This is a genomic window from Geminicoccaceae bacterium (assembly GCA_020638465.1).
Lineage (GTDB): Bacteria > Pseudomonadota > Alphaproteobacteria > Geminicoccales > Geminicoccaceae > JAGREO01.
Map to the genome: position 1 here is coordinate 180,558 of JACKIM010000001.1, position 21,109 is coordinate 201,666.

At 63.5% G+C, this 21,109-nt stretch carries 18 protein-coding genes; 12 read left to right on the plus strand and 6 right to left on the minus strand.

All coding sequences use genetic code 11. The annotated features are described in order from the left end of the window. Nucleotides 1-89 precede the first annotated feature (89 nt). Nucleotides 90-578 carry a thermonuclease family protein gene (locus tag H6851_00835; protein ID MCB9942153.1) on the plus strand — a complete coding sequence of 163 codons (489 nt, stop codon included), beginning with the start codon at nucleotides 90-92 and terminating at the stop codon, nucleotides 576-578. On the opposite strand, the gene H6851_00840 is transcribed toward H6851_00835, so the two are convergent. After that, nucleotides 579-1,829 (minus strand): alanine--glyoxylate aminotransferase family protein, encoded by a 1,251-nt coding sequence (locus H6851_00840; GenBank protein MCB9942154.1) that lies wholly within the window; start codon nucleotides 1,827-1,829, stop codon nucleotides 579-581. 62 nt (nucleotides 1,830-1,891) lie between these two features. Here H6851_00840 and H6851_00845 point away from each other — a divergent pair, with 62 nt between their 5' ends. Next, nucleotides 1,892-3,082, plus strand: a complete 1,191-nt coding sequence (locus H6851_00845; protein MCB9942155.1) for a YbfB/YjiJ family MFS transporter — start codon at nucleotides 1,892-1,894, stop codon at nucleotides 3,080-3,082. 27 nt (nucleotides 3,083-3,109) lie between these two features. Here the strand turns inward: H6851_00845 and H6851_00850 are convergent, their stop codons facing one another. The 5 genes from H6851_00850 to galE all read right to left on the minus strand — a co-directional run bounded on the left by H6851_00850 (nucleotide 3,110) and on the right by galE (nucleotide 8,460). Next, entirely contained in the window at nucleotides 3,110-4,324 is a 1,215-nt protein-coding gene (locus tag H6851_00850; protein MCB9942156.1) for an MFS transporter, read from the minus strand. Nucleotides 4,325-4,516: 192 nt separating this feature from the next. Next, on the minus strand, nucleotides 4,517-5,296 hold the full coding sequence (locus H6851_00855) for a hypothetical protein (GenBank protein ID MCB9942157.1): 780 nt from the start codon (nucleotides 5,294-5,296) through the stop codon (nucleotides 4,517-4,519). Between the two features lie 353 nt (nucleotides 5,297-5,649). Continuing rightward, nucleotides 5,650-6,330: a fumarate hydratase C-terminal domain-containing protein gene (locus tag H6851_00860; GenBank protein MCB9942158.1), complete on the minus strand. Its 681-nt coding sequence runs from the start codon at nucleotides 6,328-6,330 to the stop codon at nucleotides 5,650-5,652. Further along, nucleotides 6,291-7,259, minus strand: coding sequence for a fumarate hydratase (locus tag H6851_00865; protein MCB9942159.1), 969 nt, complete (start codon nucleotides 7,257-7,259; stop codon nucleotides 6,291-6,293). Before H6851_00865 ends, H6851_00860 begins: the two co-directional genes overlap by 40 nt. Nucleotides 7,260-7,443: 184 nt before the next feature. After that, nucleotides 7,444-8,460 carry a UDP-glucose 4-epimerase GalE gene (gene galE, locus H6851_00870; GenBank protein MCB9942160.1) on the minus strand — a complete coding sequence of 339 codons (1,017 nt, stop codon included), beginning with the start codon at nucleotides 8,458-8,460 and terminating at the stop codon, nucleotides 7,444-7,446. A 425-nt stretch (nucleotides 8,461-8,885) separates the two neighbouring features. Here galE and H6851_00875 point away from each other — a divergent pair, with 425 nt between their 5' ends. From H6851_00875 to H6851_00920, 10 genes are all read left to right on the plus strand, one after another. After that, nucleotides 8,886-9,569 (plus strand): polysaccharide biosynthesis/export family protein, encoded by a 684-nt coding sequence (locus tag H6851_00875; GenBank protein MCB9942161.1) that lies wholly within the window; start codon nucleotides 8,886-8,888, stop codon nucleotides 9,567-9,569. Nucleotides 9,570-9,588: 19 nt separating this feature from the next. Beyond that, complete coding sequence (locus tag H6851_00880) at nucleotides 9,589-11,157, plus strand: hypothetical protein (protein ID MCB9942162.1); 1,569 nt, start codon at nucleotides 9,589-9,591, stop codon at nucleotides 11,155-11,157. Then, nucleotides 11,154-13,523 carry a TIGR03016 family PEP-CTERM system-associated outer membrane protein gene (locus H6851_00885; protein MCB9942163.1) on the plus strand — a complete coding sequence of 790 codons (2,370 nt, stop codon included), beginning with the start codon at nucleotides 11,154-11,156 and terminating at the stop codon, nucleotides 13,521-13,523. The genes H6851_00880 and H6851_00885 overlap by 4 nt, the downstream gene beginning before the upstream one ends. Before the next feature lies 1 nt (nucleotide 13,524). After that, nucleotides 13,525-14,433 carry a hypothetical protein gene (locus H6851_00890; protein ID MCB9942164.1) on the plus strand — a complete coding sequence of 303 codons (909 nt, stop codon included), beginning with the start codon at nucleotides 13,525-13,527 and terminating at the stop codon, nucleotides 14,431-14,433. 59 nt (nucleotides 14,434-14,492) lie between these two features. After that, nucleotides 14,493-15,314 (plus strand): DUF3473 domain-containing protein, encoded by an 822-nt coding sequence (locus H6851_00895; GenBank protein ID MCB9942165.1) that lies wholly within the window; start codon nucleotides 14,493-14,495, stop codon nucleotides 15,312-15,314. Beyond that, a complete protein-coding gene (locus tag H6851_00900; GenBank protein MCB9942166.1) occupies nucleotides 15,311-16,351 on the plus strand; it encodes a FemAB family PEP-CTERM system-associated protein in 1,041 nt (346 codons plus the stop codon). The genes H6851_00895 and H6851_00900 overlap by 4 nt, the downstream gene beginning before the upstream one ends. Nucleotides 16,352-16,575: 224 nt before the next feature. Then, nucleotides 16,576-17,805, plus strand: coding sequence for a TIGR03087 family PEP-CTERM/XrtA system glycosyltransferase (locus tag H6851_00905; protein MCB9942167.1), 1,230 nt, complete (start codon nucleotides 16,576-16,578; stop codon nucleotides 17,803-17,805). Between the two features lie 117 nt (nucleotides 17,806-17,922). Then, nucleotides 17,923-18,906 (plus strand): lytic murein transglycosylase, encoded by a 984-nt coding sequence (locus tag H6851_00910; protein MCB9942168.1) that lies wholly within the window; start codon nucleotides 17,923-17,925, stop codon nucleotides 18,904-18,906. Then, nucleotides 18,906-19,886 carry a septal ring lytic transglycosylase RlpA family protein gene (locus tag H6851_00915; GenBank protein MCB9942169.1) on the plus strand — a complete coding sequence of 327 codons (981 nt, stop codon included), beginning with the start codon at nucleotides 18,906-18,908 and terminating at the stop codon, nucleotides 19,884-19,886. Before H6851_00910 ends, H6851_00915 begins: the two co-directional genes overlap by 1 nt. 83 nt (nucleotides 19,887-19,969) lie before the next feature. Then, complete coding sequence (locus H6851_00920) at nucleotides 19,970-21,100, plus strand: D-alanyl-D-alanine carboxypeptidase (protein MCB9942170.1); 1,131 nt, start codon at nucleotides 19,970-19,972, stop codon at nucleotides 21,098-21,100. Nucleotides 21,101-21,109 lie beyond the last annotated feature (9 nt).

A 21,109-nucleotide genomic window follows, 5' to 3' on the forward strand; every position in this document is an offset into this window, starting at 1 on the left:
AATGATACGTAAAGTTGAACTTCTCCTTGAGGTACTATTTGTTTATTCGGCAACATCGACGGCGTTCCGTCCGAAACATCCCGTGGTCCATGGCCGCGGCTATCATTGTCACCATACTGATCGGCATCGACCCGTCGCGATTGCAGGTCATGCGCGACATCGTCCGGTCATGGGGAGATCATGCCGGCTGGTCGGAGACCATCGACAAGCGCCACCGGATGACAGCGGGCGATGGACTGCCGGCGATTGGCAGCGTGATCCATGGTCGCGTGCGACGGGTGGCTGATGGCGACAGTCTCTACTTGCAGGATATCGAGCCGCAGATCCGTCTCTGGGGGCTGGATGCACCCGAGTGGAACCGCAGGGGCGGCTCTGCCGCCACGCATCAGCTCCGGCAGATCGTCGCGGACGGCGAGCTTGCCTGCACCGTCATGGACCATGACCGCTACAGGCGGATCGTCGGACGCTGCCGGCGCGGCAACGGCTCCGATGTCGCGGCCCTCATAATCCGGTCGGGCGCAGCACGGGAATACCGCCGCTACAGCGGCGGCTATTACTCGAACATCGGCAACGACTGATCAGGTCGCGGCGTAGGCTTCGTAGGCGGCATCGATACCGGCCTTCGGATCGACCCTGCATCCGTGGCGGGCCAGGACCATGCCCAGCGAAGCCAGACAGCGCATGACATTCGCCTTGCGGCAGACATGTCCCATGGTGCCAATTCGCCAGATCCTGCCATGCAGCGGGCCGAACGACGTGCCGATCTCGATACCGAAATCGAGCAGCATCTCGCTGCGGATCGCGTCGGCCTCACCGATGACCGCCTCCGGAATCCAGACACCCGTGACATTGGCCATGCGATAGGCGGGATCGCCGAACAGCTTCAGTCCCATGGCTTCGAGCCCGGCACGCAGCGCCCTCGATGTCAGTTCGTGGCGGGCTATGCCATTGTCCAGCCCTTCCTCCAGCACCACCCGCGCACATTCGCGCGCCGCCCACAGCATGGTCGTGGCCTCGGTGTGGTGGTTGAGCCGCTTCGGACCCCAGTAATCCATGAGCATGGCGAGGTCGAAATAGTTGGAGCGTATGACCGGGCCACGCGCGGCAACGAAATCATCGGGACGTATTCCGCCTTCGATGTGCTTCCGGCCGTTGACGACCTTCGCCACCCGCTCGTTGAATGTAATCGGGGAAATTCCCGGCGGGCCGGAAAGACACTTCTGCAACCCCGCCGACACGGCATCGAGCATCCACTCGTCCGTGAGCAACCTGTTCCCGGCAATGCTCGCGGTGGCATCGACATAGAGCAGGACGTCGTGTTCGCGACAGATCTTCCCCAGCCGGTCGAGCGGCTGGCACATGGTGGTCGAGGTATCGCCCTGCACCGTGGCGACCATGTGCGGGCGATGCTGCCTGATGGCGGCGCCAATCTCGTCAGGGTCGAACACCCGGCCCCACTCGGTCCCGATCGACACCACCTCGGCACCGCAACGCTCCGCGATCTCGGCAAGCAGATGGCCGAAGCGACCCATGATCGGCACCAGCACCTTCTGTCCGGGCTCGATCATCGAGGTCATGCAGCATTCGATGCCCGACCGGGCGGTACCATCGATCAGGATCGACCAATGGTTGTTGGTAACGAAAACCTGCCGGTAGAGGGCCATGACCTCATTCATGTGCCGGGTGAATTCGGGATCGAACTGCCCCAGCATCGGCGTGGACATGACCCGCAGCACCCGTGGATAGACATCCACCGGCCCCGGCCCCATGAGCAGGCGCGGACTCGGATCGAGTTCGCCGAAGGTGTCACTTGCGGGCTTGTGATTCATGGCTTTCTATTCCCTCGTCTGAACGCGTTATGTAGCCCCGCCAGGGAACCGGAATCAATGACATGCCCCATGCCGAGCAGCCCCTGACCTCGTCCGCATCGTGGAAAATCGCTTTGGGCGGCTGCCTGGTGATGGCATTGGCCATCGGTATCGGCCGCTTCCTGCTCACTCCGCTTCTGCCCGCGATGATGACCGAGCTGGGATTGTCGCCATCGGATGCCGGTCTCGTTGCGGCGGCCAACTATGCCGGCTATCTCGCGGGTGCCCTCATCGGCGCTTCCCCGCTCGTCGACAGTCGCCGATCCGCCGTCCTTTGGGGATCGGTCGCCGGCAGTGCCGCCTCCACGGCGCTGATGGGCCTGGACGGCAACCTGCCGTGGCTCGCAGCCATGCGGCTGATCGCCGGTGTCCTGAGCGCCCTTGCCCTTGTCATCGCGTCGGGTATCGTCGTCGAGAAACTCGCACAGGCCGGGCGACCGGGCCTCGCGGCCATGCATTTTGCCGGTGTCGGCGCGGGAATCGCGGCGAGTGCCATTCTCGTCGGTGTGGAAACCGCCCGCGGTGCGGAATGGTGGCAGCTCTGGCGCGATGGCGGCCTGGTGGCCGCCGCGTTCGGTGTCGTCGCCTGGTTTCTGCTGGGCCGGTACGAACCGCATGTGCCGGGCCGTCAATCGGGGACATCCCTGCGACTCGACCGCCCGATCCTGATGCTGACACTGGCCTATGCCCTGTTCGGCTATGGCTATGTCATCACCGCCACCTTCATGGTCACCATCGCCCGGGAGGCTGAACTGGTACATGCGACGCAGATGACGATCTGGTTCATCGTCGGCGTCACCGCCCTCCCGTCTGTTGCCTTCTGGACTGCAATGGCCAAACGGATCGGGGTGATGCCGGCCTATGTCCGCTCGACACTGACACTGGCCGCGGGAGTGATGGCGGGAGGACTGTTCCAGGGCCTGATCGGGCTGGCCATCGCAGCCCTCCTGCTGGGCGGGACCCTGATGGGTATCACCGCCCTGGGACTGGTTGCCGTGCGGCAGATGCAGCCGGATGCCCGCACACGCGCCATTGCCTTCGTCACCGCCGGATTCGGGCTGGGGCAGATGACCGGTCCGGCCGTGGCCGGATGGATGGCCGAGCACAGCGGCCTCGGCGGCGCTGCGGCCTATACCCTGCCCTCGCTCAGCGCCGCCGGCCTGCTGTTCGTGTCCGCGTGGATCGCGGCTCGCATCAGGACAGGAGCACCCTGAAGGCGGCCTTCCTTCCCCGCCCCCCCCTCAGGCCGGCTGCGTCACTCTCCGCTGCACCGGTTTTTCGACGATGGGCCAGTTCATCGCGGCGGCGAGGACGGCCAGTCCCACGCCGCTCCACCAGACATAGTTATACGTTCCCATGGTGTCATACAGGTAGCCGCCCAGCCAGACGCCGATGAATGCCCCGACCTGGTGGCTGAAGAAGACGATGCCGAACAGGGTCGCCATGTAGCGCGGGCCGAACATGACCGCGATCAGCCCGGAGGTCGCCGGCACCGTCGACAGCCACAGGAGACCCATCGCCGCACCGAAGATCAGGGTGGAGACGGTCGACACCGGCAGGCTCACATAAACGGCGATGACGACCGCACGGCTCAGATAGATGAGGCAGAGCAGGTTCTTCATCGACCAGCGGCCACCGATCCAGCCCGAGGAGAGCGAGCCCACGATGTTGAACAGTCCCACAAGCGCTATGGCCCAGCCACCGACCCAGACCGGGACGCCCCGATCCTGGATGAAGGCCGGCAGATGGGTCTGGATGAACGCCACATGGTAGCCGCAGACGAAGAAGCCCAGGGTCAGCAGTACATAGCTGCGGTGCCCGGCGGCCTCCTTGAGGGCCTGCCCCAGCGTCTGTCCCGCAAGCCCGCCCGGCGTTTCATCCGATTTGGCAAAAGGTGCCGAAAGGGGAATGACGAGCAGCAGCATGGAGCCCGTGAGCAGCAGTGCGACTGACCAGCCATAGGCCATGATGAACGCCTGCCCCAGGGGAACGAGCAGGAACTGGCCGAGCGAGTTGGCGGCGACGATGATGCCGAGCGCCATCGATCGCTTGTCATCCGGCATCATTCGCCCGACGGCGGCCATCACCAGGGCGAAACTCGCTCCCGCCCCGCCGATACCGATGAGCAGGCCGGCCGACAGGTTCAACAGCAACGGCGTGTCGCTCATCGACATCAACACGAAGCCGGCGATGTATATCAGGGTACCAACGACCAGCACCCTTGCGGTGCTGAAACGGTCGGCCAGCGCACCGGCGATGGGCTGGCCGATGCCCCACATGATGTTCTGGATGCCGATGGCCACGGCGAACACTTCGCGCCCCCAGCCATGCGCGGAGGACATCGGCTCCAGATAGATGCCGAAACCGGCGCGTGCACCGAAACTGACAAGGGCAATGAGACAGCCGGCGACAAGGATGACCTCGGGCCGCCGCAGGAATGGACGCGATGACAACATGATTCGGCCTTTGCGGGTGGAACACCGTTGCAGATCGGCCTATCGACCCGATCTGTCCAGTGCCAATCGAAGACCATCATCCATCAGGGACCAACCGCCTCCCGGTCGCTTGCTTGCAAACCCGGATGAGTTCGCAGTAGCCACCCAGGGGGCGTGGATCACTCGAAATGGCACGGGTTGCGATCGCATCGGTCATGGGGTTCCTCCGGATCTGGCACCGCCCGCATAGCGACGGAACAGCAGGGCGGCAAAGACGATGATGGCGACGGTGCCTGCGATGACGGCAAGGAGTTGGTCCGCAAACGCTGCCACGAGGACGATGACGGAAAGGCCGACGACTCCCGCAAACCATCGGGCCGCGAGCGGCACGGGGAGTTTCCGGCCGTGCACTTCCATCCACAGGGTCGCGCCGTTCAAGGCCACATGGATGACGGCCAGCGGCCACCACAGCGCACGGAATTCGGAATCCAGGAGTGTTCCGCCGAAGGCGATCATGTTTCCGATCAGCATGGGATGCGCGGTGAGCGAGTACGGAAATGCCGTGATCCGCTTCGGCGGCACGGAGCCAAGTTCGAATCCGTAGTAGGTCCGCTCGCTGCCGAGTCGAAGCGCTGCACTGATATTCAGTCCCAACCCCGCGATGATCACCAGAAGGGTGACGGCACCCGGGTCGTTGGGGAAGAAGACCACTCCCGCGACGGCCAGTGCAATACCCTTGAGCCAGAATGCATCATATGTGAACGTCGCAACCGGAACGGCTCGCAGGACAAACGCGAGGGCATAGACCGCATAGTGCCAGAAGCTGAGACCATAAACGGCGAGCGCTGGGGATCCCGCGCTCATGCCCGTCAGAAGGAAGATCGCGACCAGGGCGGGAATCGGCCACCAGCATGCGAAAAGTGCCCGTCGAATGTTCCGGATAATACTCTCGATCGACATTCCTCCACCCTTTCTCGACATACTCGACTTCATTGAATTTATCATTCGTGGAAAATATCGAAGCCGGAATCATGATCCAGTGAAATGGCGGGAAAGATCGGCAGCCATGGACGTTGTCGCCACTATTCCCTATTGGCTGACAATCGCCAGACAGACCATGTGACAGAAACGGGAATTTCAACAAAGTCCGGCGCTCCCCGAACCCCGGCAATTCCGCCGTGACATGGAGCAGTTATCACCGATATTCTGCATTGCGATGACAGGATCGAGGCAGGAAAACCCTGCAAGCGCGAAAATTGACACTTGCGGGACAGCCTTGCGCGGACCGGTGTGCCGCGCCGCAAGTGACCGGAACGAACCTTGTCACCCCAGAACGGACATCATCCTCAGATGAGTTCGTCCTTGCGATCGTCGGTTTCGCCGTAACGATGCAATGCCGGCGGCTTCAGCCCTTCGTAGAGTTTCGCCAGACGGGGATTGATTTCCGCCTGCTGCCGCTCGAACAGCGAATGGCCATGGGCATCGCCGTCGACCAGAAGAGGACCGAAATTCTCCACCTCCAGCACCCACATCGCCTGGGCGATGCCGAGTTCGTCGAGCCAGAAGACGTCGCGCACCCGCTTGATGCCGCGCCCGAGCAACGCGCCCGTCCCGTAGCCGAGAGTGGTCAGGTAGACCGCCCCCAGGGGCTGGAACAACTCACGATAGTCGCGAGCGCTCATGCCTCCCTTGCCGATGATCATCCGGGCACCGGAAATCTCGAACCAGCGCCTCATCCATTGGGAGAATCGAAAGGACGCCGTGGCGGTGACGGCACCGACGCGAAAGCCCCCCTGCCCGTCCGGTGCAGCCGCCGGGGAACAGTGAAAGTTGACGTTGGTGATGGCCGCCAGGTCCGCGGGCAATGGGTGACCGTCGCCGACCACCTTCTTGTAGACACTTTCCCGGCCCGTGTAGATCACTCCGTCGAGGAAGACGACCGTGCCGATTTCGAGGGCAGCCAGTTCTTCCGGACCGGCTGGAACCTTCAGGCGGACTTGCTTGATGCCGTTGGCGCCTCGGGCCATTCTACCGTCTCCCGGCGGTGATAGGGTGTGAACCATTGCGGGTCCGTGCGATGCTCGACACGCCCGTCGGCGTGAATGCGCGCGGTGGCCCGCCGTGACGACAGGCAGAAGGTGTGGACACTCATGGGCATGCCGCCCGTATGGGTGAAACCCGCTTCGATGTGGACATCGACACACATCGACGAGCCGATGAACCCCATGGCTCCCATGCCGATCGAATTGCCGAGGTCACGCAACTCCAGCTCCAGCGCGGCGATCCCGGGATCGGGGTTGCGGTCGCCGACGATCCTCAGGCAGGCGGCCTGCTTGCCCAGCACCATGGCGGTGTCCTTCGAGCCACCGAGGCCGATACCGACAATGGCCGGCTGGCAGGCGAGCCCGCGCTTGCCGAAAGCCACGAGCGTGTCGAGGAAGAAGCGCCTGACGCCGTCGATTCCGTCGCCGGGAAACAGCATGCGGTAATCCGTGCCGAACAGTCCGCCCTTGTGCACGGTGGTGATGTCAAGCCAGTCGACATCGGGCTCGAAACTCCATTCCACCTCGGGCGCGTTGAGGCCGACATTGTTGTCATGATCCGTGCGCCACAGCGGATGGACCCTGTTGGGCCGCAACGGAACCTCGCGAGTCGCCCGCGCCGTGGCATGGCGCAGCGCCCTTTCCAGCGCGACGAACCCTCCTTCCACCGACGCGTCGTTCCCCAGTTTGACATAGTATCGCGGCAGGCCGGTATCGGCGCACATGGGACGCCGGTCCTCGGTCGCGGCCTCCCAGTTCTCGACCATCGAACGGAGGACGAAGGCCGACAGGTCTCCCTTTTCGAGATTGATCATCGCCCTGATGCCATCGACATAATCCTGCGGGATGTCGATGGCGGCCCGCGACATGATCTCGAAAGCCGCCTGTTCGATCGTTTGCCCCGGTATAGCCATGGCCGTTTCGCCCTCCCTCGATCCGGCGCACGGTGTACGCGGCCGCGTCACCCATCCATGGACCGGATCATGACTGCCGGCAAGGGCAAGCCGGATCAAATGCGCATGATGCCCGGACGATCAATCACCCGGGACAGCGGCAGTCCGCCCTCCGGACACAGTTCGCGAAGGCGGAGGGAACAGCTCAGCGGCCGAATATGCGCTTGTGTTCCCAGGCGAGCGCATGGGTGACAATGTCATCGAGCCGGGCGAATTCCGGTTGCCAGTCCAGCGTTTCCCGGATCCGGGTGACATCGGCGATCACCTCGGCGGCATCGCCGGGGCGGCGCGGGGCCTCGCGGATATCGAGCCTGTTGCCCGAAAGACGCTGCACGGCTTCCAGGACCTCACGCACCGAAAAGCCACGCCCGTAACCGCAGTTGAGCGTGCAACTCGAACCACCTTGAACGAGATGCTCGACGGCGGCGACATGGGCGCTGGCCAGATCGGAGACGTGGATGAAATCGCGGATGCACGTACCGTCCCGGGTCGGATAATCGGTACCGAAGACGGAAATTCCCGACCGCTCCCCCAATGCTGCCTCACAGGCGACCTTGAGCAGGTGTGTAGCATTTTCGATGAGCTGCCCCGCCCGCCCCCCGGGATCGGCGCCGGCGACATTGAAATAGCGCAGGACCGCAAAGGGCAGGTCGTGGGCGTATGCCACATCGCGGACAATCCGTTCGATCATCAGCTTGGATGCGCCATAGGCATTGAGCGGTTCGGTACGGGCGGTCTCGGCGATGGGACTGGGTGCAGCGCCATAGACGGCCGCCGTGCTGGAAAAGATGAAGGCATCCAGTCCCCGGCGCGCGCAGACATCGAGCAGCGCGTGGGCGGCAACGGTATTGTTGTCATAGTAGCTGAGCGGGTCGCGCACGCTGTCGGGCACCACGATCGAGCCGGCCATGTGGATCACCGCCACCACATCGTGCCGGTCGAGGAGGCGGGCCACAAGTTGCTGGTCGTCGACTTCCCCCTCGACAAAGGCCGCCCGCGCATGGGCGGGACCGAGACGGCCCGTGGACAGATTGTCGAGGATGACCACGGGCCATCCCGCGTCGGCGAGCGCCAGCACCACATGCGATCCGATATAACCGGCTCCACCGGTGACGAGCACACTGCCGGAACGGGGCCGGCGGACATGCGCACGATTTGTCAAAACTGCTGACAAGGGAAACGAACCTTCACCGCGTCCGACGAGCAGGGAATGACCGGTCGATCCGGCGGACAGGACGCATCGACCCCAACGACGAAGCTAGCAGCATCCGGTAAAATGTCCGTTAACGTCGTTTCGACCGGACCTCCAGACACGACTCGCCACCTCCAGTATAGATTGGAACCGACATCATCCAATCGAAATGATCAAAATATTAAACATGTAAAAATTTCCGACACTCGCCCCGGACAACTCCTTTTACCCCTGCATGATTTGTTCATTGAGAAACATTCACTATAGTGCGCCTTTTAACCATGAAACTTCCGGCGATTAACTTGAGATGAGCGACGGCCTATGGCACTTTTTCGGCTAGCAAACCACACCATTTTTGGGAACGCCAAGCCGCGTTCGCGGAGGTCGGCAATATCATGAAGAATGCAGCCCGGACGAGTGCGTCGCACTCGAACCCTTCACCATGCTCTCGATTTCGCCGGCTGCGGTGGAGCAGCGCGATCGTCGCCCTTGCCGTCGCCGCGGCCGTGAGTGGCTGTCAACGCCTGCCCGAAGCGCCGCTGAACGTGTCTCCCACCAATGTCGACGCGGTTTCCGGCGAATACAGCATCGCTCCGGGCGACAAGCTGCAGGTCTTCGTCTGGCAGGACCGCGACCTTTCGCTGACGGTGCGGGTCCGACCCGACGGTCGCATCTCCATGCCCTTGATCAACGAGATCGCCGCTGCCGGCAAAACCCCTCCACAATTAGCGAATGATATTAAACGTCAACTATCGACTTATGTTCAGGACCCGGTGGTGACGGTCATCGTCGCCGACTACGAGGGACCGCTCGACCAGCAGGTCCGGGTCATCGGCGAGGCCACCAAGCCGCAGAGCCTGACCTATCAGCCCGACATGAGCCTGCTCGACGCCCTGATCGCGGTCGAGGGGCTGACCGACTACGCGGATGGCAATGCCGCCGTGCTGGTGCGCAAGACCAAGACGGGAACCGAGCGCTACCGCGTCCGGCTCAACGACCTGCTGCAGGATGGCGACGTCTCCGCCAATGCCAAGCTGCTGCCCGGCGATGTGCTGATCATCCCCGAGACGAGCTTCTGAGCCAGTACGGAGCGTCCCGATGCAAGAAGTCCTCGAACAGGTCGTCGGCCTCATCCGCCATGTGTGGCGGGGACGCTGGCTGGCTCTGGCCATCGCCTGGCTGATCTGCCTGATCGGCTGGGCCGTGGTCAGCATGATCCCCGACAAATTCGAAAGCCAGGCGCGGCTCTACGTCGACACCGAGAGCCTCAGCGGGCCGTTCCTGCCGAGCGGATATACCCAGGCCAACATGGATGCCCGGCTGACGCTGATGCGGCAGACCATGCTGAGCGCGACGAACATCGACCGCATCATCGAAAGCTCGGGGGTGCTGCCCGAGGGCACGCCCCTGGACAGCGCTGCCGCCCGCGCCCTTGCCGACAACATCCGCACGAACATCGACGTGCAGGTCGCCGAACGCAATTTCTTCTCGATCCGCTACACCGACCGGGAACCGCGGCGTGCCCAGGAAGTCGTCGTCGGGCTGCTTGATGTTCTCGGCCAGTCGCCGCAGGACTCCAGTGCCGACCAGATGCAGCAGGCGGCGGAATTCCTCGACGAGCAGATCGAGACGGCGCGTGCCCAGCTGGATACCGCGGAATCCAGGCTGACCGACTTCCAGGAACGCAATGCGGCTCATATCGGCGGCAGCGACCGGTTTTACAGCCGGTTGCAGGAAGCCCAGGCGCAGGTCCAGAAGTTCCGCGGGGATCTGGCGCTGGCCACGGCCGAACGCGACGAGCTGGAGCGACAGCTCAGGACGACCCCGCGAACGGTCGCCCGAATCGGCGCCAACGGGGAACCCCTGACGACGGGCCGCGCGGCGGAGTTGCAGGCGCTGCGCACCCGCCTTGCCGACCTTCAGGGCCGGTATACCCCGCAGCATCCCGACGTCACCGCCACACGGCGCGCGATCGAACGGCTGGAACAGGACCTGCAGGACAATCCGGGCGTGACCGCGGATGGCCCGAACAATCCGACCTATGAACGCCTTCGCCTGCAGCTCGCTCAGGCGGGCGCCAATGTCGCGCGTGCCAGGAGTTCTCTGGAACAGGCCCAGCTTGCCGCGGAAAAGCTCAACGGCGAGATCGATGTCGCGCCGCGGGCCGACGCCGAATATCGCCGCCTCAGCAGCGATGTGGAACTGGCCAAGCGCAACTACACGCAGCTCACGCAGCAGCGCGACCAGGCGAGGATCGCCGGCGAGTTCGATGCCCAGACCAAGAAGATCGAGTTCAGGGTCATCGATCCGCCAAGCCTGCCCACCGCACCGGCGAGCCCCAACCGCGCCCTTCTCCTGGCGGGCGTGCTGCTGGCCGGGTTCGGCATCGGCTGCGCGCTGGCTCTGGTCATCGGCCTGATCAACGCTCCGTTCGACAGCCCCAAGGCCCTGCACGAGGTCTTCGACCTTCGCGTGCTGGGGGCGGTCAGCCGCCTTCACAAGCACGGGCACCGTGTCTCCAGCATGGCCCGCGGCGCCGGCTTCGTCCTCGGCTGCGGACTGTTGATCCTCGCTCTCGGTTTTCTCATCTTCGCGGAACGCATGCAGATCATCCAGCCTCTGCGCAGCGAAGTTTCGCTCCAGCAAGGGGAGGCGCCGTCCGCATGAGTACGGTCCACAAACTGGTACCGATCCACAATCAATCGGCCGGGACGTCCGGGAACAAGTCCCGCAAGGCCGGCGGGGAAAGCGGAAAAGCTACGAAAACGGTATCATCTCCGCCACGCCGCAAGGCCCGCCCGTCCGTCGACGCGCATATCAGCCTCGCCCATCTCCGAGCCCATGGCTTCATCGACCCCCGCGGCGACCGTTCGCTGCTTGCGGAAGAGATGCGGGTCATCAAGCGGCCACTTCTGACCCATGCGATGATCTCGGAAAGAGGCGCGCGCGACCGCGTGATTCTGGTGACCAGCGCCCGGCCGGGCGAAGGCAAGACCTTCACCTCGATCAACCTTGCCCTCAGCCTCGCCCAGGAGCGCGATGCGCGGGTGGTCCTGATCGATGCGGACACGACGATGCGCGGCACACAGCTCGCACTCGGTATCGAGAACGATCGTCCGGGACTGACGGAATTCCTTGCAGGCCAAAAAGTGTCTCTGGCCAATATCCTGCAAAAGACGAATATCCCGAGGCTCACATTCATCGGCGCGGGCGAAGCCGGCAACGGCAATCCGGAACTCTATTCGAGTCGCCGCATGGCACGGGCGATCGAGGCCCTGCTGGGTGCCGACGAGCGCCTGATCGTGGTCATCGACGCCCCGCCGGTTCTGGCGACCAGCGAGGCCCTGGCGATAGCCCCGCTGGCCGGGCAGACGCTGTTCGTGGTCGAGGCGGGCGCCACTGCCCGGGATGCCGTGGAGCAGGCGGTCGAGCTCATTGCCGAGCACACCGACGTCCAGTTGATGCTCAACAAGGCCACCGCGGGCCGGGCCCAGCGCAACTACAGCTATTACTACTATGCGGAATATAACCAGACAGCAAACAAGGAGCCGGCGCGCAAGCCATCATGGTGGCGGCGGCTGTTCATGACCGCTCCGCTGGGCCTTGGCCTCGGCCTGTGGGTGACGATGGCGGCGGCACCGGTGGCACTGGCCGGCTGGGTTGTGGTGCCCCATATCGAACTGGCTTCGGCCTTTGTCGACAATGTCGAGGACGAGGATGACGGCGAGAAGGATTCCGATCTCGTCGGCAAGGTGGCACCCGGCGTGCGCATCGAGGGCAAGGAGCCTTTTCTCAACGTCGTGATGGATTACACACTTGAAGCCATGGGCTTTGCGCGGCACCGTCACGACTCGGATCTGAACCACAAGTTCAAGGGTGGAGCCCGCGCCAAGCTGATCGACAACCTTGTCTATCTCGACCTGCAGGGAGAAATCGGCGACACATTGATCGACAATGTCGGACCGACCTCGGTGAGCGAATTCGTCACCACGGACAAGCGGGTCAACGAATATTCAGGCTCGATCAGTCCCTATATCAAGCGCAAGTTGGGCGATTGGGCCGAAGTCGAGGCGCGCTATCAACTGACGCGACTGACCCAGAACGACAACTCGCTGGCCGATGTCACCGCAACGACCTATTCGGGCAGCCTCGAAAGCCTCGACAAGACCGGCCCGCTGTCCTGGACACTGCGTGGCTTCCGCGACGAGGCCAACTACGATGGCACCCGGGATGAAGAGGCACGGCACAGCACCGCCACGCTCGGTGCCCTCGATACGTCCTACAGGATCAACGATCAATTGGCCCTGCTGGGAGGGATTGGCTATTCCCAGATCAAGGATGACACGCTCAACAACAACACGCAGACCGGCCCATACTGGCAGGTCGGCTTCGAAGCCCGACCCACTCCCCGGACGCGTGTCAGGGCCACGGGCGGACAGATGTTCGAACAACCGAACATCGACGTCAAAGCCGAATGGCAGCCCACGGCAAAGCTGTCCATCAACAGCAACTACGTCAATCGCCTGTCATCCCGCTTCGATCGTTTCCGCCGGGAGATCGAGCAATCCGACCCGTTCGACGAACGCAACGATACTCCCGACGACATCCAGATCGCGCTCGACGACATACTTCCCGACAACGCGATCACCCGCCGCGGCGAGGAACTGTACCAGGACCAGTATCTCGATCTCAACGTCAACTCGCAGATCGGCCGGAACTACTTCCGCGTGGGCGGAATAGTCGAGAAACGGGATTTCGATTCGGCTGACGACCAGAAAAGCTACGGGGCCAATCTCTCCTGGCTGCGTGAACTCAATCAGCGCACGCAACTCCGCTTCGGCAGCTCGTGGCGGCACGTGGATTTTGGCGACGGCCCGAACAAGGACGAGGTCACGCTCACGGCGGCCCTCGTCCAGCAGCTCACCCCGAGCGCGGCCCTTTCGTTCGGTTACGAGTTCGACAAATCGCTGGTCGATGGTGGGCGCAACGAAACCACCAACACCGTTTATGTTCGCCTGCGCAAGGAGTTCTGACATGATCGCCTATGCGGAAAGCTTCGGACTTGCCGGCCGTCCGTTTCGTCTGGAGCCGGACCCCGACTGGTTCTTCGACTGTCACAGCCAGCGCGACGCCCTGGCCAGACTGACACTCTCGCTGGCGGCCGGCACACGGCTGTCCATCCTTACCGGCGAGCCCGGCATCGGCAAGACCATGCTGGCCCGCCTGATCGAGACAAGGCTCCAGCGCCCCAACCTGCCGGTCCTCCACTTTCGTGCCGACGATATCGATGTGCCCGGCGAGACCCGCCTCAATCACACTGCGGGGCGAAAGCTGCTCATCGTCATCGACGAGGCGCAGAGGCTCACTCCGGACAAGCTCGAACGGCTGGCAGGACTGAGCGAGATCAGTGGCGTGCGCGTCTTCATGCTGGGACGGCCCGAATTGCTCGGGCAGCTCAAGGAGACCCGCTCCGGCATTGCCCGCAAGGCGGCACGCGAAACCCTCACCTTGCGCCCGCTGGGCAGCGACGAGATCGTACCCTATGTCCACCACCGCCTGCGGATGGTCGGCTGGCAGGGGACGCGAATCCTCACCAACGGGGGACGCGACGCGCTCTATCTTGCCACAGGTGGGGTTCCTCGCCGATTGGGCAGAATCTGCAGCCGCGCCCTGGCACTGGCCGCCATCGATGGCCACAGCCTGATCGACAGCACGATCGTCGAACAGGCCGTGCAGGATTCGATCAGGCCCGTCGGCCGTGGCCACGACAGCGATATCGACGCCCTTCAGGTACGGATCGACCGTCTCCAGAATTCGATCGAGGCCGGTCGCGCGATCAGCGGCGGCGATGCCCGGCAGGAAGCCGCACGTGATATCGAGGCGGCCCAGCGATTGTTGCGCTGGCTGGGCCGGATGCAGGAGCAGCAGGGTCGGCAGTTGTGACACATCCCGGATCCATTCCCACAGCCGACGCCACGGACAGGTCCGGCGCGGTCCACGCCATGTCCATCGATGTCGAGGAGTTCTTCCAGGTCTGGGCACTGCGCTGCCACTATGCCCGGGACGACTGGGATCGCCTGCCGTCGCGCGTCGTGGCCAGCACCGGACGTCTCCTCGATCTCATGGAAGAAACATCTACAAAGGCGACGTTCTTCACCTTGGGATGGGTGGCCGAGCGCCATCCCGGACTTGTCCGCAGGATCGTCGAGGATGGGCACGAGCTTGCCAGCCACGGCTACGACCACAAACTCGTCCATGAAATGAGCGAATCCCAATTTCGCGAAGATCTTGCGAAGTCAAAGGATCTCCTCGAACAGGCGGGTGGCGTCGCGGTGCACGGCTATCGTGCTCCCAACTTCTCCATCAACACCGCCACCCCCTGGGCCTATGACGCCCTGCGCGAGACGGGATACAGCTACAGTTCGAGTTCCCACCCGGTCGCCAATGACCATTACGGCGATGTTCGCGGCGAGCGCCGGCCGCACTGGCGCGACGGTATAACGGAGCTGCCGGTGACGGTCCTGCCCCTCGCCGGCCGCAATCTGCCCTGCGCCGGCGGAGGCTATTTCCGCATCCTGCCCTATGCATGGACCCGTTACGCGCTGGCTCGGGCCGTGCGCGAACCGGGAATCCGCGGAATGTTCTATCTTCACCCCTGGGAGGTCGATCCGGGCCAGCCACGCCCCGACGGGCTCGATCTGAAAACCCGTTTTCGTCATTACACAAGGCTTTCACGATGCGCCTCGATGCTGAAGGACCTGATGCAGCGGTTCGCCTGGGACCGGATCGACGTCATCTATCGAAACGAGCTGGATCGTCAATGAGCCAGCCCATCCGGACGGCGCCGCTTGCCGCCGACCGCCAGCAGGCATGGGACACTTATGTCGACGCCCATCCGGCCGGCACCTTTTTCCACCGCAGCGACTGGCAAAGGGCGATGAAGGACGGCTTCGGCCATGATTGTCACTTCATCGAGGCGCGGCGCGGCGACGAGGTCACCGGCGTTCTCCCGCTGGTGCAGGTGAAAAGCCCGCTTTTCGGTCACGCATTGATCAGCACCGGGTTTTGCGTCGATGGCGGGCCGCTGGTCAGCGATGACGACAGCCTCGCAGCCCTGCTGGACGCCGCCGAGGCCATCGCAGGCGAGTTGGGAGCGGAGCGCATCGAATTTCGCGCACCGGCTCCGGATCGCGACGGATGGGTCGATGCCGGCGGCACCTATGTCGGCTTCCGGCGAGAGCTTGAGAGCGATCCCGATGCCAATCTGGCACGCATTCGGCGCAAGCAGCGGGCGATGGTGCGCAAGGGGCTGGGTTTCGGCCTGACCGCCGTCATCGACCCCGGGATCGACCGTTTCTACGAGATCTATGCCGCGAGCGTGCACCGGCTGGGGACGCCGGTTTTCGGCAAGGGGTATTTCAGGGCGCTGCAGGAAACCTTTGCCGGGGATTGCGACGTGCTCACGATCGAGCACGAACAGCGGCCCGTGGCCTCGGTACTGAGTTTCTATCACAAGGGTACCGTTCTGCCCTATTATGGCGGCAGCCTGCCGGAGGCTCGCGACCTTGCCGCCAACGACGTGATGTACCACGAACTCATGCGTCATGCGGTGGTGTCGCGCGGCTGCACGATGTTCGACTTCGGTCGCAGCAAGAAGGATACCGGCGCCTACAATTTCAAGCGGCACTGGGGTTTCGAACCCGAGGAACTGACCTATGGATTCTGGATGAAGGACGGAGGCACGCCACCGGAAATCAATCCGCTCAACCCGAAGTACCGGATATTCATCAACATGTGGCAGAAAATGCCATTCTGGTTGACAAAGATCGTGGGGCCACCCATCGCCCGGCAACTGGGCTAGCAACGGGTGGCGTCATGCTGACAATCACATGGCGGGAAGAGGCCGGCCGCATCGCGCGGCCCGTTTCCGCTGACCTTGAAACGCGGACGGGTGGTTGCCTGCGCCGGCGCGGGCATCTGCCATCCTCGCTGCATGTAGGGGGAACGGCCGACGGCCTGTCGTCACATGCGTCGTGGGTCGCAGACGCCGCCAGTCCGCCACCCCGTTGCCCGGAGCGGTGATTCATGGCGGAGATCCTGTTCGTCGCTCATCGGGTTCCCTATCCGCCTGACAAGGGCGACAAGATTCGCGCGTTCAACATCATTCGCCACCTCTCCCGGCACCATCGTGTCCACCTCGCGGCCTTCATCGACGATCCGGCCGATATCGAACCGTCGGGGGAGCTGAACCGATGGTGCGCGAGTTTGCACCTGTCCGTCATGGGACGGGCGGCGAAACTCCGGCGCATGGCGACGGCCCTCCTGACCCGGAAGGCCCTGAGCGTGGCGGTGTTCGAGGATCCTGCCCTGCGCCAGTGGGTTCGCCAGCGCGTCGAACAGGGAATCGATCTCGCCATCGGCTATTCCGGAGCTGTCGCCCCGCTCATCGATGCCACTCCCCTCATCTTCGACCTCGTCGATTGCGACAGCGCCAAATGGCAGGCCATGGCCCGTGACCGGGGGCCGTTGAAGGGGTGGATCTACCGGCGGGAAGCCGAACTCGTCTCCGGTCTCGAACGTTCCATCGTCGCAAGGGCCGCGGCGACGATCCTGGTCTCGGAACCCGAAGCCGAGCTTTGCCGGAAAATCACCGGCGGTTCCCGGCAACGGATTCATGCCGTGGCCAATGGTGTCGACACCGGCATGTTCGATCCGGACAAACCGACATCATCGCCTTACGGGGGAGAACATCGCCCGGTACTGGTCTTCACGGGGGTCATGAACTACCCGCCCAACATCGAGGCCATGCAATGGTTCCACAATCGTGTCTGGCCAATCCTGCGCCGCCACCCGACCCGCCCGCGACTGGCCATCGTCGGGTCTGCACCGACTGCGGCCATCCGGGCATTCGCCGACGGCGATGACGTCCTGGTCACCGGGCGCGTGCCTGAGGTGCAACCCTGGCTAGCTCACGCGACGATCTCGATCGCTCCGCTGCAGCTTGCCCGCGGCATCCAGAACAAGGTGCTCGAAGCCATGGCGATGGGTCTGCCGGTGGTGGCAACCAGCGCAGCAGCCGAAGGGATTGATGCCACCACCGGCGAACATCTCATCATCGCGGACGATCCCGAACAGTTCAATACCACCATCGGCAATCTTCTCGACGATCCCGAGCGGGTCAAGCGCATGGGTCGTGCGGCGCGGCAGCGGGTGATCAAGCGCCATTCCTGGGGCGCAAGCCTTGCCCGGCTCGATGCGATCATCGACGCGATCCGCTCTCCCGGTCGCGGTAGCCCAACCGCGGCAAAGATGTGACGGATGGCCCGGCCTTCACATGGTTGCCCAACGAGTGAACCGGAAGGTCTTTAGCAACCGGACGTTGTACGCTAGGATCATGGCCAGGTACAACATCATGCCTTGGGTAAACAGAACATGGCTTTTCGACGCGGGCGTTTCGGACCGGCCCTCGGTGTGATCGGCCTGATCCTGAGCGCCACGCCGCTATCGGCCCAGACCAGCTTCAAGAGCTGGCTTGAGGGTTTTCGCGGCCAGGCCCTGCGAGCCGGGATCACCGAGCACACGCTTGATACGGCATTCGAGGGTGTGAAACCCATCGACCGCATCATCGAGCTCGACCGCAAGCAGCCTGAAGGGCGCATGACCTTTGTCGAATACAAGAGGAAGGTCATCTCTCGATCGCGGATCGCGAAGGGCCGGGAACTGCTGCGCAGGCATGCGGCCGTCCTCGCCGAAACCGAGCGCCGCTTCGGTGTGCCGGCCGAAGTCATCGTGGCCCTGTGGGGCATCGAATCGAGCTTTGGCGAGTTCAAGGGGCGCTTCCCGGTGATCGATGCACTCGCGACGCTGGCTTATGATGGTCGACGCGAGGAACTCTTCACACGTGAACTGATTTCGGCCCTGCAAATTCTCGACAACGGGGATGTCGACAAGGTCAACATGTTCGGCTCCTGGGCCGGGGCCATGGGCCAGTCGCAGTTCATGCCATCGACATTCGCCGGCTATGCCGTCGATGCCGACGGTGACGGACGCCGCGACATCTGGACGAGCCTGCCTGACGTCTTCGCGTCGATGGCCAATTATCTCTCGCGCATAGGTTGGGATCGAGATTACATCTGGGGGCGCGAGGTTACAGGTGCGGGCAAGGTCGCTGCCTCGAAAATCGGCCTCGACAACGAGCTGCCACTGCGCGAATGGAAGCGCATGGGGCTTCGCCGCGCCGATGGCGGTCCCCTGCCCGTCGCCGACATCAACGCTTCGCTGGTGACCACAGATGACGGTGCCGGGCCTTCCTATCTCGTGTATAACAATTTTCGTGTAATCATGCGCTGGAACCGGTCGACCTATTTTGCCACCAGTGTCGGCCTGCTTTCGGATGCCCTGAGGAGCGGCCGCTGATGCCGTTGTCGCCATTTCGCCGTGCCGCGTGGCTGCGGCCCGTTGTCATTGTCCTGCTGCTGGCGCTGGCCGCCTGCAGCAGCACTCCCCGCCTGCCCGACGATGGCGGCGGTCGTTACAAGTTGGGGCAGCCCTACTCGATCAAGGGGCGCTGGTATCAACCCGAGTTCGATCCGTCCTACGAACGAACCGGTATCGCATCATGGTACGGCGATTACTTTCACGGCCGCAACACGGCCAATGGCGAACGCTTCGACAAGGACCTCATAAGCGCCGCGCACACGACCCTGCCGTTGCCGAGCCTTGTCGAGGTGACCAATCTCGAAAACGGTCGCAAGCTGGTGGTGCGGGTCAATGATCGGGGACCGTTCGTCAATGACCGGCTGATCGACCTCTCTGAAGCGGCTGCGAGCGAACTGGGCTTCCGCGAGAAGGGCCTCGCCCGTGTACGCGTGCGCTTCCTCGAACTGGCTTCGGCCGACGGCACGCCGCCCAGACCGACCACCGGGCAGGCGGCAAGTCCATCCCGGGGGACAACGCAAAGGGCGGCCGCAAAGCCGGCCGCAGCCTCGCCGGACCCGAGAAACCTCGGATCGACCCGCATTCAGACCGCTGCCCTTGAACCCTCCGCGGGCGGTCGACAGCCGCAGGCGGGCACGCTGCTGCCAGGCGATCTCGACGACCTTCCACAGTTGTCCCGGACTAACGACGTACCGGCATCGGGCACGTCATCCGCCACGGCCTGCCTGTCCTCGAACAACTTCGTCCAGATCGGCGCTTTCAGCGACCGACAGCGGGTGGACAGGATATCGCGCGGCCTGCGACGTCTGGGGGACATAAGGATCGACCATGTCGACAGCAGGAGCCGCTCCCTGTTCCGCCTGCGCGTCGGACCTCTGGACACCCGCCTGCGGGCCTTCGACGTGCTGGCCGAACTTCGGCGCCTGGGATACCATGAAGCGTATGTGATCAGTTGCTGACCCATCACCATCCGGGCCAACGGCATGGCAGATGGACCTGCTGCCACGGCCTTGCAATCACCCTCGAAATCCGGAGATCGTGAATGTTGCGCTGCCTGTTCGCCGCCGTCACCCTCACCGTCCTGCTTGTATGCGGTGAAGCGCGGGCCTTTGAAGTCGACGCACGTGCAGCCATTCTTCTCGATTATCGCAACGACAAGGTGCTTTTCGCCAAAAATCCCGACGAGGAACTGCCGCCGGCTTCGATGAGCAAGCTGATGACCGCCTTGGTCATCTTCGAGGATCTCAGGAGCGGCCGCCTCGCACTCGACCAGGAATTGCCGGTCAGCGAGAAGGCGTGGCGCATGGGCGGCTCGCGGATGTTCGTCGAGGTCAACACGCGCGTGAAGGTGCGCGACCTGCTGCGCGGCGTCATCGTCCAGTCCGGCAACGACGCCTGCATCGTGCTGGCCGAAGCCGTCTCCGGCAGCGAACAGGCCTTCGTCGACCGCATGAACGCACGCGCCCGGGAACTCGGCCTCGAACACAGCCATTTCGCCAACGCGACCGGCTGGCCCGCCGAAGACCACTACATGAGCGTTCGTGACCTTGCCACGATCGCCCGCATCATCATCGAAGAATATCCCGAATATTACGATCTCTACTCGATTCGCGAATTCGAGTACAACGGCATCAAGCAGACCAACCGCAATCCCTTGCTGCGGGCCGGGGTTCCGGGCGTGGACGGGATGAAGACCGGACATACCAGCGAGGCCGGCTACGGCCTCGTCGCATCGGCCGAGCGCGACGGACGCCGGCTGGTTCTGGTGGTGGCGGGCACCACCAGTTCGAACAAGCGACGCAGCGAAGCCGAGCGGCTGCTCGAATACGGTTTCCGCAACTTCCACGAGTACCGCATCTACGACAAGGGACAGACGGTGGTCGAGGTTCCGGTCTGGCAAGGTGAGGACAGCACGGTGCCGCTGATCGGGCACGATGTCGTGGGCATCACGCTGGATCGTGCCGAACGCCCCGGCCTCAGCGCCAAGGTGCGTTACGAGAGCCCGGTGGCCGCACCGATCACGGCGGGCCAGAAACTCGGCGAGGTCGAGATCGACCTTCAGGGCAAACCCGCCGCCACGATCCCGCTGGTCGCCGCCATTGATGTGCCACGGGCAGGCATCTTCGGACGCATGACCGGCGCACTGGACTATCTTATCTGGGGACGTGACTGACCGTGCCAC